Below are 20485 nucleotides of genomic sequence, written 5' to 3' on the forward strand. Positions count from 1 at the left end.
CCGATTTCGGAGGAGATCATGCTTCTTCTTCACCAGCAAAATTGCCCAGGTAAAAGCTCTGCATGGCTTTCAATTTTGCCATGAGGCCGGCATCGCTGAAGATGACGCGACCAAAGACCTGTATAGTACCGTCGGGTTTGACAAAAACTTCCTTTTGTTCGTCGGTGATGCCTTTGGCGTTGAGGTAAAAGCTGAACATAAAGCCGTCGACGGCGATGTTCAGGATATCGCGGTTAACGCCGGTCATATAGGGCTGCAGGATAAACTTACCTGCGATCTGCCCTTCTTCGTAGAACAGCATCTGCACGAGGCAGCCGAAGTCATCAAAGGCCAGCGGGTCTTCGCTGAGGATGGCTATTCTTAACCGTTCCAGCATTTCGGCGGGCACCTCGGGGGTATGAAAAGAAGCGGAGATGAGGAGCCGCCAGAGGGTAGAGAGGAGAAAAAGCTTAAATCCGGAGTAATCAAAGCCGGTATAATCGTACATAAAAAACAGCCTGTCGGGTGTGGCACTGGAATGGGTGATATAGGTTTGGTTGCCGAGCCTTTTGCCATAAAGCGTTTCGGCGGCATAGTCTTCCCATTTGGCGAGTTTACCTTCACAGGTATCACAGAGCAGGTATTCGCGGATGCCCTTTTGCTGAATGCGCGAACTGCTTCGGTCCATTTCTTCCAAATCAAGTTTCAGCGTATAGAACCTTTTGGGGTCCTGGTCATAAACGTTCTGGTACATGAACTCGGGCAGGATATGCGACTGGCGCAGGTTTTTGGGGAGCTGGCAGAGCCGGCAGGTTCCTTCCATGGTTTTGCTGTTTAAGTTTTTTGATTGCGATCAAGCTAGGTCAAACGGCGTTTCAGGTGAAAACCGGTATTGCTGAGCGAGGAACCGGTCAGCATCAGCGCCAGTCCCGGATAGATGGCCCATTCGTATTTCAGATAAGCGCAAAGGAACAGACTGAAGAATAAGCCGAGGGTGTTGAGGAGGATGGGCGCGTAATGGCGAGAACGACTTGCGCGGTAGATCAGCACGGCGTAATTGATGGCGATCATCCCGATAAATACGGCCAGCCAGTTACGGTTATAAGAGAGTAAGGGCGAGCCGGAAATGCCGAGTGCGCTCATGTAGACTGCCCAGCATAAGGGGCATTTGGGAAAAAAGGCGACCAGGAAAGGAAAGAGTCCGGCACCGATGGTGCGCAACAGGTTTTTACCCCATTGGAAAGCTTCGGATAGCTTGCCGGATTTTGCGTTTTGGCGGGACAGTTCCTGTCCGATAGCGTGCATCACTTCTGCCGGTTGCCATTGTTTTCTTGTAAAGGTCTGAAATATCTCGCCGTCGGCATTGGTCAGGTAGACTTCGATGCGGTGCTGGTTAACGATGGAACCGATAAAGGAAACGCCGTTACGGAAATGTGCTTTGACGGCATCAAAGTCTTTGGGTACCCGGATGAGGCGGTTGCCAGCGGAGAAAGCAAAGCCGCGTTGCTCGCCGTAGTTTTTTAGTTTTTCGGCCGTATCATGGGCGGCATCATAGGTAATGCCGATTATCTGGATCGGTGCACCGGGGAATTTTTCCGGGCATTCCCGGCTGAGTTGCGCCAGGTTGCTAACTGTCAGCGAGCATTTAAAAGGGTTATCGCAGCGGGTGTAAAAGAAACTGAGCACGGTGATATGTTCTTGGAGGTGGTTTTCCAGCTGGAAGGTTTTACGCTCCTGGTCCTCGGCGGTTGCAATGAGGTATTTTGTTTTCTGATAAGAGTTTCTGATGTTGGCCGCGGGGACGGTACAGCAGGTTTGTGCTGGGGATCTCTGAAGCGTTTGGATCGTTTGCCTGAGGTCTTCGAGAATGGCGGACAATAGAATTGCTTCGTTATCGCCCAGCAGTTGGTTTAAGCTATTGAGTTCGCTTGCCGTTGCCTGCCTATACCAGCGGAGCGTCGCCAGTATCTCTTTCAGGGCTGTGGTATAGTCGGTTAATGGCCAGCGGGGTTTATAGGTAGTATAGCTCAGCGCGTCATCTTTGAGCCGGATATGGTCGAAAGCGGTGAGCAGGGATGATATGGCCACTTGGCGGGGGGGGCTGGAACCCCTCAAAGCTTTGCAGGCACCGCCGATGAGGTAGGCGTTCCGTTCGTTTTCGAGGATATTGAGGATATAGGGAAAGGCATCGGGCGGTGTCCCGGCGATTTCCATGGCGGCGAGCGCATAACCCCGAAGGCGGACGACGGCATTGGCGCTTTTACCCCGGAAGGCGGGATGATCCTCGGCCAGCAGTTCCAGTAGCAGCGGGCGGTACCGCTTTTGCGTCTTGGCGGCTTCGATGGCGCGCGCGAGTTCGTCCTCGTTTAGCTGGTCGCCTGCGGCTGTTGGGCGGTGGGGTAAGACTTTGGTTAAGGCCGGGGCGCCCATGTTTATTCGCTTTGCGTGGCCAGATCCGAATTGTCCTGGTAATTCTGCACGGCCTTTAAGAGGCCTGGCGAAAGTTTCCGGGTTTTCAGGATATCTACTTGCTGGTTGAATTCCAGGCCCATGCTGCTGGCGGTAATCTGCGGATCCTGCGTGATGGTGGTCAGCAGCAAGGATTTCAGGTCGTCGTACTCTGTATGGTCGGTGATGGCATTGGCGGCAAAACTTTTGAACTCTTCCGGAGCAAAGGACTGAACAGCCAGGGCGCTTGATGAGCGGACGTCTTTCAATTCGCCTTTATCTTTTAGGCGGTCCAGCAGGAGGTCCTTGGAGTTGGGGTCGAGCGCGAGTATCCGGGCGGCTTCGATCTTGGTTTGGGCGTTGGGCGGGTTTTCCAGTAGTTTTTGCAGCAGCGGGTATTGTTCAGCATGAATATCATAGCCGAGCAACTGTACGCCTCTTTCGGGCGGCACCAATGCTTTCCCGGGTTCTTCCAGGCCTTCGATCACGCGGCGCTGCAGATATTCATCCTTGAATTTACCGAGTACACCCATGACCTGGTCGCGGATCATCGGCTCGGGATCGTCCATCAAACCTCGTAAAGCGGCGAGGTAGGCCGGCAGGTATTTATTAAATTTAACTTCCAGGAAGGTGCTTTGCTTGAGGATGTTCAGGGCGCTGATGCGCATGGGCAATACTTCTTCCCGATCCTGCAGGATACCGAGGACCAGTTCGAAGATGTCCTGACGTTCAAAAAGCAGTCCGGCGATCTTGACTAAAACAAGGCTGCGCCAGCTGACAGGTTTGGCGCGTTCCAGAGCCGCGGCCTTGAATTGTTCAGCCAGGTCCGGGTCGCTGATATCGGGCAGGGCCAGTAAGATATCTTCGCCGGCTTCGGCCACCGGCTGGGTTCGGATGTGCTGCAGGGCATTGGCCTGGCGCTCCTGCTCCGCTTTAAGTTCCTGATCGATGTTCAGGCGGTATTGTTCTACTTCTGTTGTCATCTTTTTCGAGTTTAAAGCTTATTGTTCATAGGGAATGTTATCGTAATCAAATCCGAGATAAGCGCGGGCATCGTGTTTGCCCTGATAATCGATCATATCAGCGAGCCTTGGGCTGATGCCGGGCGCCGGTACTTCGGGGCTGCCGGGCATGCCATTACCGGGCGGTGGAAAGTTGGGCCGCGGCGGGGTATGCACATTGTTCCAGGGCCAGAGGGTGTCTTTCAGGTTATGCCCGATGCGGATGGAACCGGGTGTGCCGGCGGCACCGAGAAACGGATAAGTGGCGGTGCTGGCCAGGTCGGTGCGTTTGTATTGGGACTGCCACCTGGCCCATAGCCGATCGACATTGGTATGCAAAAGGTAAAACAAAGGGTCTTTAGGGGCGGTGGCGGGGTTACTGATCGAACCGTTGAAACTGTTATGGGCGCTGCCATGGGGATCGCCTTCCATGGAGGTGAACTGCATGAACTGGTTGCTGATGGCGATGGTCTGGCTGTCATTCCGGACGACTTCGCTAGCTTTTTCGGTTGCGGTCTGAAACTTGGGGGTACGGATGATGCCGACATCGGTATCGGTCTTCCAAGTGCGGAAAGGATGGGCATCGGTAAATTGTACATTGCCGAGGTTGCCGCTGACACCCATAAACGCAAGCGTAAAAATATTGGGCGCGGGGCTGTCGAACTTCCAGTAAGGCAGGGTGACGCTGGGGATGATGGCTTGCAGCTGCCGTTCTAGGTCGAGCAGGTAAGCGCGGTGCCAGGGCAGAAACCCGTAATTGCCATGGGCCTCGGCGAGCGAGGTTTGGACGTGCATATCCCGGAAGGGCTGGAATTTGCCGGAAGAATTAAGGACACCAAAGGCCTGTACAAAACGGTCACGTTCGGCATCGCTCAGTTTGTTGGCATCTTTTCTGACGCGAACCATGAGTTCGAGTTGACCGACGACGGCATGGGTCGCGGCATCGGCGACCAGGATGACAGCGTCCTTATCATTGCTGCTGGGTGAACCGTATTTGCCGGCGACAAAAAAGCTAACGGGTGCCACACCGGCGGTGAGCTGCAGGGTATCGCTGTAGGCTCCGTTCTCGGTTAAGGAGAAGATGACTTTGCCGCCCCCAGCCGGGCCGTTGTTGCTCAGCAACAAATTGACGTTGGCGGTACCCGCGGGGATATTACTTAGAGCCAGGCTGCAGGGTACCGGACGCCAGCTGATATAGGGCAATGAATTGGTCGAAAAAAGGGTGAGCTGTGCATTCATTGTTTGTGATAATTTGCGACGGAACAAATATTGTTTAGGACAAGGCTAATATACTAATTTATACACATTTACAAATAAAATGAAAGAAATAATATGGGTCGCAAGCTTATTATTCTGTACGGAAATAAGCGGGATATTTTCCGGGTGTCAGGCTGCGAAAAAAGGCGATTAGAATTTTACAATATCTGACCGAATTTAAAATAGGAATAGGCCAGGCAAAAAAGGATAAGCACTACAACCAAAACAACCAGAATCATTCGTGCAGCAGACGCCACCGAATAGGACAAATGATGAAACGTGGTGCTGGCAAATTGAAGGTAACGGCAGTAATTGAACTTCAAAAACCGATAAATGAGTTGATTTCATCAAACCTTTACCGGATAATCCAGGAATTTTCCACCAACACGTTGAAACATGCCATGGCGAGACAGGCCAGGATTGAACTATCGCTGATCGATAACGAAATTCCCGTTATCTATGAGGATAACGGAAAGGATTTGACGCCAATAACAACAACCTGTCCGGCATGGGCCTGAATAATATCCGGTCAAGAGTAATCCATATTAACGGAAAACTAATGGTTGATTTAGCTGAAATGCATCGAAATTTCTAAAATGCTGTTAACTCAGATTGAATTGAGTCTTAAAACTTTCTAAATACGCCAACTTCTGTTCATAAAAAAGAAATTCAGGATACAGTTCTTTGGCTTGAAGGATATTTTTTTGTGCATTATTGATTTTCGTTACTATGGTTGCTATATCACCGCCGTAACTGTTTAAACCTGCTGCTTCCAGCTTATGAGATACAATGTCGGCAAAACCGATATAACATAGTCCCATCTGTTTATTGGGACAATTTTTTGTTTGTCTGACCGCTTGAAATTTTTCGTTAGCTTTGAAATAATTATGAGCATACAGATAGTATCGCGCGATGATCAATTGCATTTCTAAACTTTCAGCGTGTGCGTGTTCAAAGTGACTTACCACGGGGTACATTTCCTTCAGTAAATGCTGATATGTAACATACTGTGTTTGTTCCTTATAACCATGGTCTATCAATCTTTTTATAATAGCCTTACTTATAAGCGAAGTCGAGTATTTCTCATGGCAAATGATAAAAAAATAAAGAATATCACCTGTGGAAGATTTGACGCTTAACAATTGGTTAAATAATTTATTGAGACAGCTTCTTACGATCTTATTCACCATTTGAAGGACTGGTGAAGTGGTTCGCATTGTTATGGAGTTGAAGTCGAAATTTAGTTCGAACAATGAATCGAAAATCAAAGATATTCCAGGTAGCGGGTTGTTTTTGGAAACGGTCAATACTCTTTTATAAAGGTTATGCAATAAGTCCGAGCTAAACGGCTGTGTAAATTCGTTGTAATCAATCCCTGTTTTTTGAACGCCCCGGCCATTGTATATACGCTTACTTTCCCTTATTTCTCCGCAAACATACAGTGTGGAACAAATATTTAACCGAATAAACTTTCGATGTTTGGGTAACCTTCTGAAATATAGGTCGAGAAGGTTTAGTTTATCTATATTCAGTTGATAGTCTACAGTTTTTGGCATCCTATTCATTAGTTTCATGAATAGATCCCAAACTAATTTATCATCGGGGTACAGTTCAGATAAAATATTGACGGCATAGCTCCATCGTTTCGTGTCGATATATATTTTTGCCAGTTCTTTTTTTAACTGAACGTCGGAACTGGTTATGAAATGCCATTTTTGAAAGACAATATTGAGATCTTTCTCGTGATTGTGATCAAATAAATATCTTGCCAACCTTACTTTGTCAACGATCTCAAAATTTCGGTAACTTAATTCATTAAGTTTATTGCTTATCGATGAGTCATTTATTTTAAAGCTTGATCTTACAAAATCAAAGATTAAACCTGGGTCTGTTGGATTAATGTTTAGGGCCGCCTTTAAAGCGGCATGAGCTTGAAGTTCATAATTGTGTTTATTTTTTAATATTTTCTTATAATCTAAAGAATCATGATTTCCTACTAAGTCATATAGACGAGACAAAAGGGAGCTGGCTTTAGTAAAAATAAACAGGTGATCTTTGTACTTTTTATGCAGGTTATCATTATCACGTATTATTTTGATTTCTTGATTACTGCCTGCGATCATTTCAGTCAGCATTGTTTCAGCGGTTAAGATTGCATTTTGAACAATATTGATGTCTACAGGGTTGATTGTTCTCAATTCGTACAAGTAGATTTCAATTTGTTTGATAAGCACAAACAAATAATAAAGATTTGCTACAGCGGTTATATGTCCGTCGTCTTTAAAATTATCCTTCTCGATTTCAGCAAATAAAATTGCATCTGACAAATAAGTTAAACGCACCGATAAAACACTTGCATTGTTTATCAATGACATATAACATTCGCATATTTTTCGAAAGACAAAAATGTGACTACTATCTATATTATAACCTTTAAGAAAATAATGCAATGCCTCCCCCCAATTGTTTTTTCTTGAACTGAAAACTCTACCAAGAATGATATTGTGAAAGAAATTATCCTCATGTCCCGGAATACTGGATATAATTGTTTGGGCAAACTCCAGTAAAGCTTCATCCGGTTCGGAACTCATTTCAAATAAATTGATCGCTGAGCGGGCTGTTTTGTTTTTATGTACATCGTTATAGGTCGTCCATTTTAATTCACATAACAGATCGAATGCCTCCGAATAATATTTTTTTAATGTAAGGACATCTATCGTCTTTAACCTTAAGCCTATATTGCTTCGCTGCATCTCCTTTATAAAGACTCTGGTGATCGGCTGAATATCGCTGAAACTTTGTTTGATAAACTCTAGAATAGAAAATGCAAAAAATGAGTTTGATTCTGCTAAATCTGCGATCTGTGTTTGAAAATCTGCTAATTTCTTAGACAGTTTGCCATCATGGTAGATCCCAAAAAGGTATAATAGCGCCTTTTCATTGTTAGGAGAAATTTTCAATACCTTCAATAAAGATTGTTCCGCTTCTTTAAGCGATCTTCCTCGAATACAGGAACTCAACCGTGTCAGCGCATAGGTGTTGTTTTTATTCCCAACTAAAATTTCTCTTAAAGCTAAAATTGCTTCGTCTCGTTTTCCCAAATTCAGAAGCAAAAAATGTTTCTCCATCAACATCTTCGCCTCCGCTTCGGTAAACAAATCTAATTTTGTTACTGCAAGATAATTTTCAACTATTCCTAGTTTTTGCTCGTTCGAAAAAGATCTATAAAAAGAAGTGGTTTCGAAATCTGGATTTTTTCGGAAAAGGTTGCGATAGAGATATCCTGAAGACGGTGTCTGAATACTTTCTGAGAAGCGTTTAAAAATATGTTTTTCCAGCTGATTTTCGATATCTGTTATTTTGAAAAACCATTCGCCTATTTTTTCATGTTTTAATCTTAAAGTCCCTTTTTCATAATTGACTACGATTGGGGATTTATCAACGTCAAAGCTTCCTATTAATTGAATTATTAAAAAATTAGGTGTAGTCTCAAACCCCAAATACTCCTGCACATAATTAATTGGCACCTCTACTCCATACTGGTAAAAAAAAGCGACCAAGCCGTACAGTTCTTTAAATGGTTGATATAATTCGATGCAGGCATTCTGCCAGTCGATCCATTCAAAATCATAACTAACTGTTGCGTTCTTATCAAGGTAGTTGAGAAGGTTATATAAGGAATCGATTAAGCTTTCAAATTCAAATTCATTAAATTTCGCTAAACAAACCTTTTTTAATGAGGATTTTAAGTGCTTGCTTTGAAATACAATCCCCATAACTTTATCAAAAACCTCGTCCCTGATCTCGGAATTGGAATAGATCATTTCGATGACGTCATCAAAGTGATCCTCAAATTTTCGTTTGTCACTGTACCTAAAATATCGGAATGATCTTTCTGCACATACTAAAATAATCGGCGTCTTTATACTATACGAAGAGATTTTGTCAGCCAGGCCAAGCAGATTAGCCTGTTCTTCATTTTTCAGTGCGTCATCTAAATAAAGAATTATTGGTTTGTTCGTGATTTCATCTTGACTGAATATATAGTCCAATGCTGCCGGATCTGCATTTTTTAAATAGTAAACCGGATTCAGTTCAAATGTTTCTCTAATCAAGTGCCACAACAATGAGCTTTTTCCTACTCCGCCAGACGAATTAATTTTCATTAGCATCGCTGGACCAAAAACATCCAGCGATAATAAGGCATCAATCGAATACTCTTTACTTAAGTTTTGACGCTGAAAATTAAACCTAAAAGAATTGTTGGGTTTTACATACAAATCATTGGCAATAACACGCTTTATATGGTTAAAATTATTATTGAACCTAGTATAATAATTTGCCTCATATTTTAACCGCGCGGTTTTATTTTCAATTATTTCTTTGCTAAAATAGTCGCCCGTTATTATTTCCAAATTATCGGGTTTAGAGGAAGCGGCTTTTGTATGATAGATACTATCGCAAAATACTGTAATCCAGCCATCTCCAAAAAAACTACCAACTATAGCGGGGAACTTTTTAAGTTTAACATTAAGTTCATGTGCGTCCCATACGATCAAGTCTACATCTTTGGATTTAAGGAATTGGCCTTGTTTGATGATTTCGTTGCTCTGTGCAATGTTTCTTAGATTTTGTCGAGTACATAAGACAAATTCCTGAACTGGCGTGCCCCAATCGCCAGATATAAATTCATTAACCGCAGCTTCAATTTTCTTTGCGCCAAATCTCTTTACATTTTTACATTGAAAAACCGAATAATTCCCGTTGCTTTTTACAGCATATAGATCGACACCATATTGCGCTTCGCCTTGCATTCCGTAGGATCTGGCACTTATAACATTACCATCCTCTTTAATGAGATATCTGCACAATAGTTCAAAATTTTCCCATGAAATTTTTTCAAAGGGAAGTTCCTGAACTTTTGTCAGGACAGGAGGAATTAAAGAACTCGTAGAGGAGGAGATCATGAGGATTATTAACGATTGTCAATTTTTTTAGTTTTACTGATCAAAATATGATTTAATAGCTAATAAAATATTATGATCAAAATAACACATTATAAATATAATACTCTTTTGCAATTACTTTTTAATAATTCCACAAGCGGATCCACTAGTGTAGGTTTTCATGGCAGAGCTTGTGAAGGTAGGCTATAGATATATTGTTAGATGATTGAATGACAGTTTAACAAATGTCGTCAGAAAAAACTTTTATAATCTCCACTGCTCAGTTAGGTCTGAAATAAACACTCACCACGGTGCCAATATGTTATCAAATTATTCTCCATAGCTAATAAATCATATTGTTCAATATTAAGGGTATTTGATTTAATTGAAACTCCCTTTATTAAAAAATAATTCGCTGACATTAAGTTGATTAGGTAAAACCACTCCTACGACAGAGATCATATTGTCAATACTTAAATACTATTTAAGTCAATTTTGAGATGAGCAAATTAAAGGACTATGGCAGCAGAAATCATCACCAAAGAAGACCTTGACCAGTTTGGGACAAAACTACTTAACGATATTAAGGCATTGTTAGGCAGATCGCCGGATGCACCCAAAAAGTGGCTGAAAAGCTACCAGGTTAAAAACCTGCTTAAAATATCCAACGGCACCCTGCAAAATCTACGGATCAACGGCACAATCCGCTTTACCAAAATCGGCGGCATCCTGTATTATAAGCACGAAGATATTATGCAGGTACTGGAGGGCAACGCCCCGACAAAATAAATAATAAACACCAAAACGAAGTTTTAACCAACGACAGTAAGGAAGCAAACCGAACACGGTAGTGTTCGGCAAGGTGTATTTTCGCATGCGAAAATACACCTTGCCCTCCCTTTAGTCGGGGGTGACCGCTGCGGAACTTGCGGTCACTTTACTTATTATGTATTGTTATATGCCAAGAAAAAAGATCGAAAACCGGGATGAAATACTGGAGCATAACCTTATCGTTAGGGTCAATAGTAAGCTGCTGAAAAAACTGGAAGACCTCCAAAAAAACAGCAACTGCCAGTCTATCGGGGAAGTCGCCCGTAAAATATTGTCCAAAGAAAAAATATTGTGTTTTTATAAGGACATATCCATGAACGACTCAATTGAACTATCAAAACAAGGTTTCAAGCCAGTCATTATCTGTTGGTTATCAGCGATGATGCTGTAAGTGATGCTCCAAATGATGCTGTAAATAATCAGGTACCGGATAGATTAGTAAAAGAATTAAAATGGATTGGGATGCATGGTGGTATACTTTGTCGTTCAATTCCTCGAAATCAGGTTTCATTACCTCCTGATAAGCAACCGGCTTAGCAGTTCTGTAATATCATAAATTGCGGTATATTAAAAGTTTTCCGTTTTAAATAAAATAATGGCCGCCTCTAATTTTTGGTAATCGTCATCCAGAGGCTTATTTGGAAATAATACGACAAAAAGCTCAATGCATTTCCGAATAGCTAAGTTGGCAAACTGAATCTTCATATATGCCTTTTTGCGATCCCCATTGAGGTAATGAATTGCTTCATAATATTCTAGGTGTGCCTCCGAGTGCAGATACTCCGGGTGACTTCTTCGCTCCACCTCGAAACGAATCATTTCTTCATCTACGAGCCTCCTTGCGTCCCTTAATCGATTATAATCCTCTGTCATGCCATAGCCCAATACCTCCAAGTAGATCAGAGTGTTCAAAATAGCCGACTGGGTTTTCCTTAATACTAAGGGATCAAATTGGGCCGTATCAAATAGGGTAAACGAACGCAGTGCCTTGATGGTACTCTGCTCGGCCTTTTTCCATGTTTTACTAGCAAAAACGCTCACTTTGAACAGTCCAATCGTTTCAACTCTTTCATCTTCTAAAAGCTCCAATAACCGGGAATAATTCAATAAGCTTTCACCGTGTACAAACCGAATATCCTTAGACAGTTCAGGATAATCTTGAATGGCCTCTTGTATGAATTTCTGGCATTTTTCAAGTTCGTTATTGCGCCGTAGTGACCAGACTCGAATATATTGAAGATTATGCAATATAATGGCTATATGATCACGGCTTGGTAACGGAATTTCTATATTTTTTAACCGTCGGGTTAATGTATTGATATCAAATAATAGTAAATCATCCAACTCACTATCCAAGTTATAATTTTCACCTTCGGTTGAACTCAGATTAGATGCAGGCAAAATCAGAGCAAATAGGTACAATAAACATTGCCTTTCATAGTGTTTCAGTTCATCAGAAAGGTTTTCAGGGTCGAACCCAGCCTGCAAATCTCCAAGTTCCTCTTTATCCTTTAATAAGAAATTTTTCAGTTCTACGGCAACAGCTTTTAATTCGCTAGAAAAATCATTTTTAGTATTAGGCGACAAGATTATCAAGATGATTCTGTCGATCAGCTTATCGTATTTGGAATCGCCATTTGCTTTGACAATGAGGGTAGGTAAATGATGGTTAATTCCAACAATATAGCCCAAGGAACTGATATCGGGTGTCACATTCGTATCGAGTACGGAAATAATTTTCTGAAAAACAGTAACCAATATATTCAGGTTACGGATCTCCTTTTGATACTGGATCACCTGTTCCTTGGATTTCACTGTGATGGTTATCTCAATCAGATCCTCAAAAGCCATTTTTAATGGCCCTAATGTAGAACGGTTTTTTAAGTCATCAAACGCCGCCCTGAGCTTTTCCGGGTAGGCGGCAATATTTTTGACCAAGCCGGTCCAGACCACCCTTTCCCGCGCCAGGGAAACTTTTTCATTAATCTCGGCTTGGTGGGTCAACAGGCGATTTTTGTAAGTGCCGTAGGTAAAGACCAGGTTGTCAATATAATCATAAATTGACTTTTCCCTTTCTGCCGGCGTTTGCGTTTCGGATGTATTGCTTTTGTTCAGGAACTTCAGGTATAACTGCCGTACATTCCGGTAAAAGTTCATTGGCCGGTCAAATACGTGCGGATAATAGCCCGTATCATCATTTACGCGCCATTCAAATTTGTTATCTGAACCCAGGTACAAAAAGATATATCTGCATTGCAGCGAATCTGCTAGTTCGGCGAATTGCTCATTGATTTGGATCAGGCGGTCGGCAGCTTTATAATCCTCCAGTGCACTCTCTTTCCGAAAATCGTCCAGTTCAATATCACGACCTTCGTAGTTATCAACAAATGCCAAATATTGACGAATCGCATTTCTGCTGGACTTTGTATTACGGAATACATCCTGAATTACACCGATATGCTCCTGCTTTTGATATTCTTTCAGCCAGGGGGCCACGACTCTTTCGTCAGTCTCTGAAACATTGACGATCATCTTCTTGAAAAGAGTCCGGTATCGGTTCGGCCCTTCATGTATCTGACTGGTTGCCGCAGCAATCAACCAAGGCAATCTTTTCTGAAATATTTCAATGTGTAGTTTTTTTTCCTCCGCCTCGGAAAGTGGCAATTTGATATTATAAATATCTTGAACCAACCTTTCAAACTGGTCGAATTCGTTGACCTGATAAGACATTTCATGGACGAGGCGGTTGCGCAACCGCCCCATTTCTGTTCGATGTTGATCCATGAGTATAAACACGCTCGAACTGGTATAAAGATCATCCCAGGCGGTCAGGCGGTCTGATAATCTATCCAGGTCATCACCTTGAATTTTGTTTTGCATCCGAAAACCAAATGGAAAACAGTATTCCATGATATCGTAGGGATCCAATACGTAATTAATATGGACACGGTGTTTAAGGGTGGATAAATCTATATCTTTAAGAACATGGCCTACCTGCGCCTGAAGCCTTTTGATAAATTTGTCCGTATGATGGAATTGGCCTAAACTGGAAGCAATTTTTTCCTGTATCAAGGGCGCAATTTGTTCAGGGGTTAAACCCTGAAATAATGAAGCAGAAGGTGTGTGCTTTTTCATATCAGGGTTATTTTAAAACTTGGTCAAAAGGTATAACATTTTCGAGCAGTTCCCAACATCGGCCAATCAAGGAAAATTGCTCTAGGTATATTTCAACCATACCGTTTGTTTCGGATGGCCATACAAAATTTGGCTGGGTACCTGCCAGCTTCAGGTTTTCAATGACAATGTGCAGAGTACCTGTATCAAAATCGATATAGAGGTTCGACTGAATGTCCTCCTGCGGACGCCTGTTCTCAATTCGGAGGTCGGAAATATCTCCATTGGCAAAGGAGATAACATCCACCAATACGAACAGGTGAAATTTGTAATAGTCTAATTCCGGATTGTCTCCAAGGGTTGCTATAAAGTCTTGGAAGGGCATATCATAAAATGATTCGTCTTTCAGGATTTTCCTTAAGGATAGTTTTGAAGTTGGCAGGTTAGTCTGCTCGAAAAATAGTGAAACATGCTCCGGGCAAACAACTGAAGGATCGCGGGAAAGATTAATCAGTAGTAAAATGGCCGTTAAAAAATGAGCACTCTCTGTTTTCGGTTCCCCGTCAGCCGTGTGATTTTCATTCCATTGTTTTACGACCAGACGGTAAAAGCGTTCATGGTTGTACAGCTTGACCAGCTTGGGTGAAAATTCTGTTTTATAGTGTTTAGACATTAACCAATTGGCGAAATATGCCCAGGAAATGCCATCATAATTTTTATAGAAAGAAACTAACGTATCGATGACGCCATCCATTTTTTCCGCTGGTAGGGTGCTGAATGCTTTCTCAAATACGGTGAAATAGCTGCGGATATCACAGATATTCCTAAAGAAGAGTAAGCAAATGTTCACCATGCGCGGTTCGGGATCCTTTTCCACCAGTTGTAAAAGGAACGCGCCCACCGACGGAAAATTCTGGAACTCTTCCACGTTGTTGTTAAACAGTTCGGTCAGCAACTGCAGACTGTCGTAATACACATCGCGAGCTCCTACTGTAACGTGCTTAAACTGCCTGTTCAGTACCACTGGTGTCAGTATAGCGATCAGATTCCTTCTGGCAATGGATTGCAAATCAGCATTAGTGAACAGGGAAATAAATTTATGAATCATTCCGAAATTCTGGTGTCGGCGTTTCAACTCCTCACTGAAGGTTGATACCAGCGCATCTTCATAGGCAAATTGAACGGTCGGGGTTTCGGGAAAATGCGCGTACTGATTGACCAAGTTTAGTGTGCGCTCTAGGACATCCATCGGATCGTTGACACTGTCAAAGGGCGCTTTCGGCGAAAAAGAAACGGATGTCAAATGCTGTCGAACCCACAAAGCAAGGCCTTCCCTTCCCAATTGTTGGAGTTCAAGGATAAATAATTCATTTGGATCACGTTCTTCTGTCATAAAGCTATAAATCTAAGCAAAGTTTCTTCAAGAATTTTGTCATAAAACAGTTCTACCGCCTCATTGACGCGCCCCAGAATTTTTGCGGCGAATTTGAGATCACTAGGTTCATTAATGATCGGAAAAACGACATGAATGCGCTCATCGATACCGTTTACACCAACCTGCACGCAGTTAAAGGTCAAACCAAAACGGCGTGAATTTTCCTTATAGCCCACGAAGCCGCCGGTATACCAGTCCGCATGGATCGCAGCCGGTTGGAAAGCCTTTCCGTCTACGCCCTTCAGGTATTTGATAGCCACTAATACGTCATAAAGCCCGGGGTCCGGCAAGGCAGTATTTTTTACTGAAATGCCCAATCTCTTGGCAATCACGGTTGGCGTGTCCATGTTTTCAGGAATATCATCTAGTATCTCTCCAGGGGCGATCCAGGCCAGTGGCTTGCCGCCGCGCATATTGACGTTATTATGGGGATACGTGTGCGGAAAATCGATCTCCATATTGTAATCATCGTCCCAGTCCTTATCGTCTAGGTAATCCTTTATTTTATTAGATTTATCTTTATAATTTTCACCTTTGCGCACATAGTTCTCAAAAAAAACCGGTAGCTGAATACAACGGACATAACCCAACAACGGGTGGTCGACATCCGAAAATTCGGTCTCATAGAAGGCCTCAATCTCCTTCAGATCAGCAGCGCTAAGTACGAGATCCCGTTCATATACAAAATTGGACGCCCGGTGAAACTGGTTGTGCAGTGGCTCCGCGTTTATCAGAGAAATAATATATTCCCCATGCTCATCTTTCCGATTTAAAAACTTTTCAATCAGCTTTTCCGGTGTAATACTACCGGTTTTAAAGTCGATAGCGATACTTACCGCTATTCGTTGGTTATGAATGGCAGATAAAGTCCCGTCGTCAATAAACAGCCGATGTAATAATATTTCGGAAAGTTCAGCTGCACGGGCTGTATCGACCAAACTGGCAATAGGCAATCCAAACTTCGTTGTCAGGAAATTGTTAGCTATATGAAGGTTAGGGTTTAGCACAATATAACAATAAGATCAGGTGGTTGTTGTAAATATAATATTTTGCTTATTTAATTACAACAACAATATCCTAAATTTTAAAAAAAATATTACAGGTATCTCAAAGCTTTCAAGCCAGTCATTATCCATTGGTTATCACCGATAATATTGTAAATGATGCTGTAAATATTCAGATACGGAATAGATTGGTAGAAGAATTAAAATGATTCGGAAGCATGGTGGTGCAAGCTCATGTTCTTGCATTTGTTTTATCGAATTAATATCAGTGTTCCGGGTCTTTTCGCTTGTTTCCTCCGGAAGATAAATAGCGTTTATTATCCCGGGCATTGCTGCTTTTACGGTAATATTACAGCGGACTGTTTCCATGTCCTCGAATCGAACTTTCAATCGCCGCGAGCAAGCAAGGCAGGTAGCCTTGCATGAAGAAATGAGGGATAACTTTCTGCCTTTTTTGGGGTAACTCTGTTATCTTTTTGATGTATGCCATGTTTACAACAAATTTAATATCTGGCTCCTTTGCCGGGATAGATTGGTAGACGCTATATATAATATATATGTTAAATATCATACCTTTTTTGCCAGGAGCATTTGACGTAACTGCAAAATTAGAATAATCCAGCCAGTAGCTGTGGCGGCGGCTTTTGAATGGGCATAGGGCCTATGCCCCGCTTTGCACTGGCTTGACGGGGCGGGTTCTGTGGCCCGGTCTGTTAAAGTGAAATCCATAAAAAAAGAACAGGCGTAAACGATGCCCTGCTGCTAACAAAATCAACACCTGGGTGTTGTTACAGCATGGATATGGAGATTTATTCCCATGCGAAGCTGAAGGCTATCCGGCGTTTCTGGCTGAAGGGGCCGGTTAACCGCAGCCGGGTATGCCTGCGGCTGGGTATCTGCCTAAATACGCTCACCAGGTATTTGAAATATATCAAAGCGCAGGAGGAACAGCACCCGGGCGTGTTCATCCTGCCGTCCAACCGCGCGAAGCTGCCTGCGCGGGGTAAGCGTCACGCTGACCTCATCGCCTTACTGCCGGGGCTGGTGGCGGGCTGCAAGCTGCCTAAAATTGAAAACTGGCCGTTATGGGAAGCTTACCATGCGCTCCGTCCGGAGGGCTATGCTTATTCGGGGTTTGTGGTGAATTTGCTGAAATGGCGCCGGGAGGTCGCGCTTTGTCCGCATGCGCACGGCAAAATCAAAACCATTACGCCGGCCGATGCGGATATCCTCCAGGAGTGGCGGAACTCCCGCGAGCTTGATAAATGGCAGAAAGCGGTCATCATACAAGGTTCCTACGAGGGGAAGAATTTGCAGGGGCTGGCAGAAAAGGTCGAGGTCGGGATGAAATGCGTCCTGGTCTGGATCAATAAGTTCAAAAAGGATGGGGCCGCCGGCCTGATCAGGAAAACATGCACGGCCGAACCCTGGGCGGCCCAGGTCAAGGACAAAATGGAAAAGCTGATGGTCTTACTGCATGAAGCACCTGAAATCAACGGTTTCAACCGGACTTCCTGGTGCCTGCGGGACCTGGCCATTGCATTTGAACGCCGGTATGGCATCTCGATATCGCCCAGCCTTGTTTCGGTCTATATACACAGGAGCGGCTTCGTGTTTAAAAAAGCTAAAGTCGCGTTGACCAGCCCGGACCCCTGTTTCCGGGAAAAGCTGGACTATATCAAAAGTGTATTGTCAGCGCTCGGCCCGAATGAACGCTTTTTCTCCATTGATGAAATGGGGCCCGTGTCGGTCAAGCTGAAAGGAGGACACTCTTACCAGAAAAGCGGCGAGGTTAAAATTATCCCGGAGTTTCAAAAGAGCCGCGGGCGCCTGATTGTAACGGCAGCGATAGAGCTTTCCCGGAACCAGGTGACCCATTTTTATTCCCCCAGGAAAGATACCAATGAAATGATCAGGCTGATACATGTACTGAGCGCGGAATGCGCCGGTACGGACACGCTATATCTGTCCTGGGATGCGGCCAGCTGGCACTCCTCGAAGCAATTGACCGGGGAGCTGGAAAGGATCAACGGCGAGGCTTACCGGCTGGAGCACCTGACACCCGAGATCCGGCTTGCGCCGCTCCCGGTCACGGCGCAGTTCCTGAATGTCATCGAATCGGTATTTAGCGGGATGGCCAAGTCGGTACTGCACAACAGCGATTACCCGGATGCCCGGGCCTGTCAGCGGGCTATTGACCGTTATTTCCTGGACCGGAATATTTATTTTCAAAAACACCCCATGCGTGCGGGTAAAAAGATCTGGGGCAAGGAAATTGTCATACCCTTGTTCAGCGAATCGAACAACTGCAAGTCCCCCAGGAATTGCCGGCCTTAAAAATACAGCAGGCTGATTTGGTGGCATAGGGGAGCGGACAGCGGGGCGTCACGCAGCTTACCGCCGCTATCCGGAATTTTACCGGTTTGATGGAAGCCCAGCCGGACAGGGCGGTTATCCAGGTTGTCCGCCGCCTGTTCATGGCCTTTAACCAGGTCGTGTAGAAATTTGTAGGTAAGGTGCTGGAGATCGCCGGGGATAGTTTATATGCTGTATTCGGTTTACAAACGGGGCTGCAGGAGGCGGTGAACAATGCTTACCGGGCTGCAAAGGTAATGTTCCGGCCGGTCACGCTTTACAATGAAGCCTATAGCGAGCCTTTTTGCGGCGGGCCGCCGGAGACCGGCGCGGGCTTACATGCCGGTAAGGTCTTTGCCCTCGGGTTCGGGCTGGACAATGCGCCGCAGTTATCGGTGATGGGCCTTCCGGTCAACATCACACCCTCCGGGCCAGGACAAAAGAACTGGATAACGATATGACCGTTTCAGCATATGCGTACGGTTTATTAACGGGTCAAGGGGCGGCCCCCGATCGCCGGACGGTACGGCTGCAGGGGATCGGCCGGGGGCTGGAGGTCTGCCTGGCAGGAAAGCCTTACAGGGGCAGCCAAACCCCTGTAGGCTATGTGCCGGCAATTTCCGGCTGAGGTATGAGGGTAAAAAGTTTGTTACGATGCGCCTCCCGGGGTATGGAGTGGTAAAAAGCGAAGGAAATGAGCCGTGGAATCGTATATTTGATATTCTTACAGGCATCTGTCTGTAATTGTGATAAGGTTTAGGTTAAAGTCCCCGGGCAGCGAGTGCGAGGGGATTTTTATTTATAGACCGGTTGTTTTTGGGTTTGCCGGTACTGTTTTGCCGGCATTGTTTTTCTGTTAACCGGGGGATAAGCTGTAACCGGCTGCCGGTCTTCCCGCCTTGAATGATACTTATATGCTGTCCGGGAATACGGGGCAGGGACATGCCGTAATCCATCGTTCATGTGTCCAGGCAAACCTGTCCGGGAAGGGCTGTATCCGGCAAACCCGGGGTGCGGTCATCCCTAAAGGGGGGCCGGCGGTTGCGGTACCTGTTCCGGGCCGTACAGGCTGGAGCCCCGGGGTACTGCGGCGAGGTAATATTCGGTATCCAGTACGGAACGGAAAAAGAAGCCTATGGCTGTTTTGAAGTCGTCAATATCCGGGGCGCGGCTGACCGGGCGGTTATCATGGCCCAGCGCTTCAAACAGATAGCGGCAATGTTCGACGAACACGCCCTCTTCCCGGTAAAGTACGGCTTCCATTACGGCCCTGCCTGCTGCGGCACCGGCATGTACGCCCTTTACCACGCTCATTTTAAACGGCGGCTCTGCGATTTCTACGGTCGTGGACCCGATTTCTATATGTATCCTGTATGCGTCCATCCTGTTTGTTTTTACGGTAAAAATACTAATATAATTAGCAAATTGCCTGTTTTTTTATTAAATTTGATTGAAATCATGACAGATGGCAGATGCTACAACACTCATCGGGGTAAGCGCGTTTTCCGGTCTTGCGGGCGCCCTGCTGACGCAAATTATCACCGGGACTTTTGCGTTTTTCGCGGACAAGCGGAAGTACCATAACGAGGCCCGGAACTTTTACCGCGCAAAAAAGACCGAGATCGGCGAAAACTTTTTTTATATGACGGGCGAGAAAATGGCCGCGATCAAAAAAAATATCGATCACTGGAAGAACTGGAACGATTCCAGGACGGAAGCGAGCCTGGAGTTCCTGAATAAGGAGCTGGCCCGGCTGAACGCGTACATGGAAAAACTGGATGCGGAAAACTGGAAATTTAACCTTATCGGTTTGTATTTTGATGTTTCCCTCAGCCACAGCGAGGTCATCGGGGCGAATGCGCGCTCCCAGCAGCGGTATTTAAGGTTTCTGGATATCTCCCATAAGATCAGGATTGCGGCGGAAACCGAAAAGGATGTCCTGTACGGGGAATACGCGCTGGCTTTGTTTGATATGTGCGCGCAATATGAAGACCTCTGCGAAAAGATGGGCAGGGACATGCAGGCTGTCAGGTCGGCGCTGCTTAATGACCTGGCCTGAAAGCCTGGCTGTCTCTCCATGCTGAAATAAGATTTCACTTTGAAAATTATGGGTGC

The 20485-nt window shown here is 44.7% G+C and carries 15 protein-coding genes; 6 read left to right on the top strand and 9 right to left on the bottom strand.

All coding sequences use genetic code 11. The features are described 5' to 3' along the window. Positions 1-16 precede the first annotated feature (16 nt). The 4 genes from ACFGVS_RS00660 to ACFGVS_RS00675 are packed head-to-tail and all read right to left on the bottom strand — an operon-like array spanning position 17 to position 4667. Complete coding sequence (locus ACFGVS_RS00660) at positions 17-802, bottom strand: hypothetical protein (RefSeq protein ID WP_439697020.1); 786 nt, start codon at positions 800-802, stop codon at positions 17-19. Positions 803-837: 35 nt separating this feature from the next. Then, entirely contained in the window at positions 838-2409 is a 1572-nt protein-coding gene (locus ACFGVS_RS00665) for an SCO family protein (RefSeq protein WP_439697021.1), read from the bottom strand. Positions 2410-2411: 2 nt separating this feature from the next. Then, positions 2412-3410: a hypothetical protein gene (locus tag ACFGVS_RS00670; RefSeq protein WP_439697022.1), complete on the bottom strand. Its 999-nt coding sequence runs from the start codon at positions 3408-3410 to the stop codon at positions 2412-2414. An 18-nt stretch (positions 3411-3428) separates the two neighbouring features. Further along, on the bottom strand, positions 3429-4667 hold the full coding sequence (locus ACFGVS_RS00675) for a tyrosinase family protein (protein WP_439697023.1): 1239 nt from the start codon (positions 4665-4667) through the stop codon (positions 3429-3431). Positions 4668-4954: 287 nt separating this feature from the next. Here ACFGVS_RS00675 and ACFGVS_RS00680 point away from each other — a divergent pair, with 287 nt between their 5' ends. Continuing rightward, positions 4955-5203 (top strand): hypothetical protein, encoded by a 249-nt coding sequence (locus tag ACFGVS_RS00680; RefSeq protein WP_439697024.1) that lies wholly within the window; start codon positions 4955-4957, stop codon positions 5201-5203. An 84-nt stretch (positions 5204-5287) separates the two neighbouring features. On the opposite strand, the gene ACFGVS_RS00685 is transcribed toward ACFGVS_RS00680, so the two are convergent. Beyond that, positions 5288-9652 carry a tetratricopeptide repeat protein gene (locus ACFGVS_RS00685; protein WP_439697025.1) on the bottom strand — a complete coding sequence of 1455 codons (4365 nt, stop codon included), beginning with the start codon at positions 9650-9652 and terminating at the stop codon, positions 5288-5290. A 498-nt stretch (positions 9653-10150) separates the two neighbouring features. On the opposite strand from ACFGVS_RS00685, the gene ACFGVS_RS00690 reads away from it, so the two are divergent. Then, positions 10151-10420 (top strand): helix-turn-helix domain-containing protein, encoded by a 270-nt coding sequence (locus ACFGVS_RS00690; RefSeq protein ID WP_439697026.1) that lies wholly within the window; start codon positions 10151-10153, stop codon positions 10418-10420. Positions 10421-10589: 169 nt separating this feature from the next. Then, a complete protein-coding gene (locus tag ACFGVS_RS00695; RefSeq protein ID WP_439697027.1) occupies positions 10590-10853 on the top strand; it encodes a hypothetical protein in 264 nt (87 codons plus the stop codon). Positions 10854-11029: 176 nt separating this feature from the next. Here ACFGVS_RS00695 and ACFGVS_RS00700 read toward each other — a convergent pair whose 3' ends face one another. Genes ACFGVS_RS00700 through ACFGVS_RS00710 form a run of 3 tightly spaced genes read right to left on the bottom strand, consistent with a single transcriptional unit; the run spans position 11030 to position 16018 of the window. Continuing rightward, positions 11030-13597, bottom strand: a complete 2568-nt coding sequence (locus tag ACFGVS_RS00700; protein ID WP_439697028.1) for a hypothetical protein — start codon at positions 13595-13597, stop codon at positions 11030-11032. A gap of 7 nt (positions 13598-13604) precedes the next feature. Then, complete coding sequence (locus tag ACFGVS_RS00705) at positions 13605-14969, bottom strand: hypothetical protein (RefSeq protein ID WP_439697029.1); 1365 nt, start codon at positions 14967-14969, stop codon at positions 13605-13607. Then, a complete protein-coding gene (locus ACFGVS_RS00710) occupies positions 14966-16018 on the bottom strand; it encodes a hypothetical protein (protein WP_439697030.1) in 1053 nt (350 codons plus the stop codon). Before ACFGVS_RS00710 ends, ACFGVS_RS00705 begins: the two co-directional genes overlap by 4 nt. A 792-nt stretch (positions 16019-16810) precedes the next feature. Here ACFGVS_RS00710 and ACFGVS_RS00715 point away from each other — a divergent pair. Next, the gene (locus ACFGVS_RS00715) at positions 16811-18352 is read left to right on the top strand and encodes an IS630 family transposase (RefSeq protein WP_439697031.1); all 1542 of its coding nucleotides are present in this window, start codon (positions 16811-16813) and stop codon (positions 18350-18352) included. Positions 18353-18531: 179 nt separating this feature from the next. After that, positions 18532-18831: a hypothetical protein gene (locus tag ACFGVS_RS00720; RefSeq protein ID WP_439697032.1), complete on the top strand. Its 300-nt coding sequence runs from the start codon at positions 18532-18534 to the stop codon at positions 18829-18831. Positions 18832-19393: 562 nt separating this feature from the next. Here ACFGVS_RS00720 and ACFGVS_RS00725 read toward each other — a convergent pair. Continuing rightward, positions 19394-19753 carry a hypothetical protein gene (locus ACFGVS_RS00725; RefSeq protein ID WP_439697033.1) on the bottom strand — a complete coding sequence of 120 codons (360 nt, stop codon included), beginning with the start codon at positions 19751-19753 and terminating at the stop codon, positions 19394-19396. An 82-nt stretch (positions 19754-19835) separates the two neighbouring features. On the opposite strand from ACFGVS_RS00725, the gene ACFGVS_RS00730 reads away from it, so the two are divergent. Next, complete coding sequence (locus tag ACFGVS_RS00730) at positions 19836-20429, top strand: hypothetical protein (protein WP_439697034.1); 594 nt, start codon at positions 19836-19838, stop codon at positions 20427-20429. Positions 20430-20485: the final 56 nt, after the last annotated feature.

The sequence above is a fragment of the Mucilaginibacter sediminis genome, assembly GCF_051903035.1.
Lineage (GTDB): Bacteria > Bacteroidota > Bacteroidia > Sphingobacteriales > Sphingobacteriaceae > Mucilaginibacter.

What these genes read in the sequence shown, in the direction of transcription:
- ACFGVS_RS00660 (WP_439697020.1), bottom strand. Translation starts at nt 802, where the DNA reads ATGGAAGGAACCTGCCGGCTCTGCCAGCTCCCCAAAAACCTGCGCCAG.
- ACFGVS_RS00665 (WP_439697021.1), bottom strand. Translation starts at nt 2,409, where the DNA reads ATGGGCGCCCCGGCCTTAACCAAAGTCTTACCCCACCGCCCAACAGCC.
- ACFGVS_RS00670 (WP_439697022.1), bottom strand. Translation starts at nt 3,410, where the DNA reads ATGACAACAGAAGTAGAACAATACCGCCTGAACATCGATCAGGAACTT.
- ACFGVS_RS00675 (WP_439697023.1), bottom strand. Translation starts at nt 4,667, where the DNA reads ATGAATGCACAGCTCACCCTTTTTTCGACCAATTCATTGCCCTATATC.
- ACFGVS_RS00680 (WP_439697024.1), top strand. Translation starts at nt 4,955, where the DNA reads ATGATGAAACGTGGTGCTGGCAAATTGAAGGTAACGGCAGTAATTGAA.
- ACFGVS_RS00685 (WP_439697025.1), bottom strand. Translation starts at nt 9,652, where the DNA reads ATGATCTCCTCCTCTACGAGTTCTTTAATTCCTCCTGTCCTGACAAAA.
- ACFGVS_RS00690 (WP_439697026.1), top strand. Translation starts at nt 10,151, where the DNA reads ATGGCAGCAGAAATCATCACCAAAGAAGACCTTGACCAGTTTGGGACA.
- ACFGVS_RS00695 (WP_439697027.1), top strand. Translation starts at nt 10,590, where the DNA reads ATGCCAAGAAAAAAGATCGAAAACCGGGATGAAATACTGGAGCATAAC.
- ACFGVS_RS00700 (WP_439697028.1), bottom strand. Translation starts at nt 13,597, where the DNA reads ATGAAAAAGCACACACCTTCTGCTTCATTATTTCAGGGTTTAACCCCT.
- ACFGVS_RS00705 (WP_439697029.1), bottom strand. Translation starts at nt 14,969, where the DNA reads ATGACAGAAGAACGTGATCCAAATGAATTATTTATCCTTGAACTCCAA.
- ACFGVS_RS00715 (WP_439697031.1), top strand. Translation starts at nt 16,811, where the DNA reads ATGGATATGGAGATTTATTCCCATGCGAAGCTGAAGGCTATCCGGCGT.
- ACFGVS_RS00725 (WP_439697033.1), bottom strand. Translation starts at nt 19,753, where the DNA reads ATGGACGCATACAGGATACATATAGAAATCGGGTCCACGACCGTAGAA.
- ACFGVS_RS00730 (WP_439697034.1), top strand. Translation starts at nt 19,836, where the DNA reads ATGGCAGATGCTACAACACTCATCGGGGTAAGCGCGTTTTCCGGTCTT.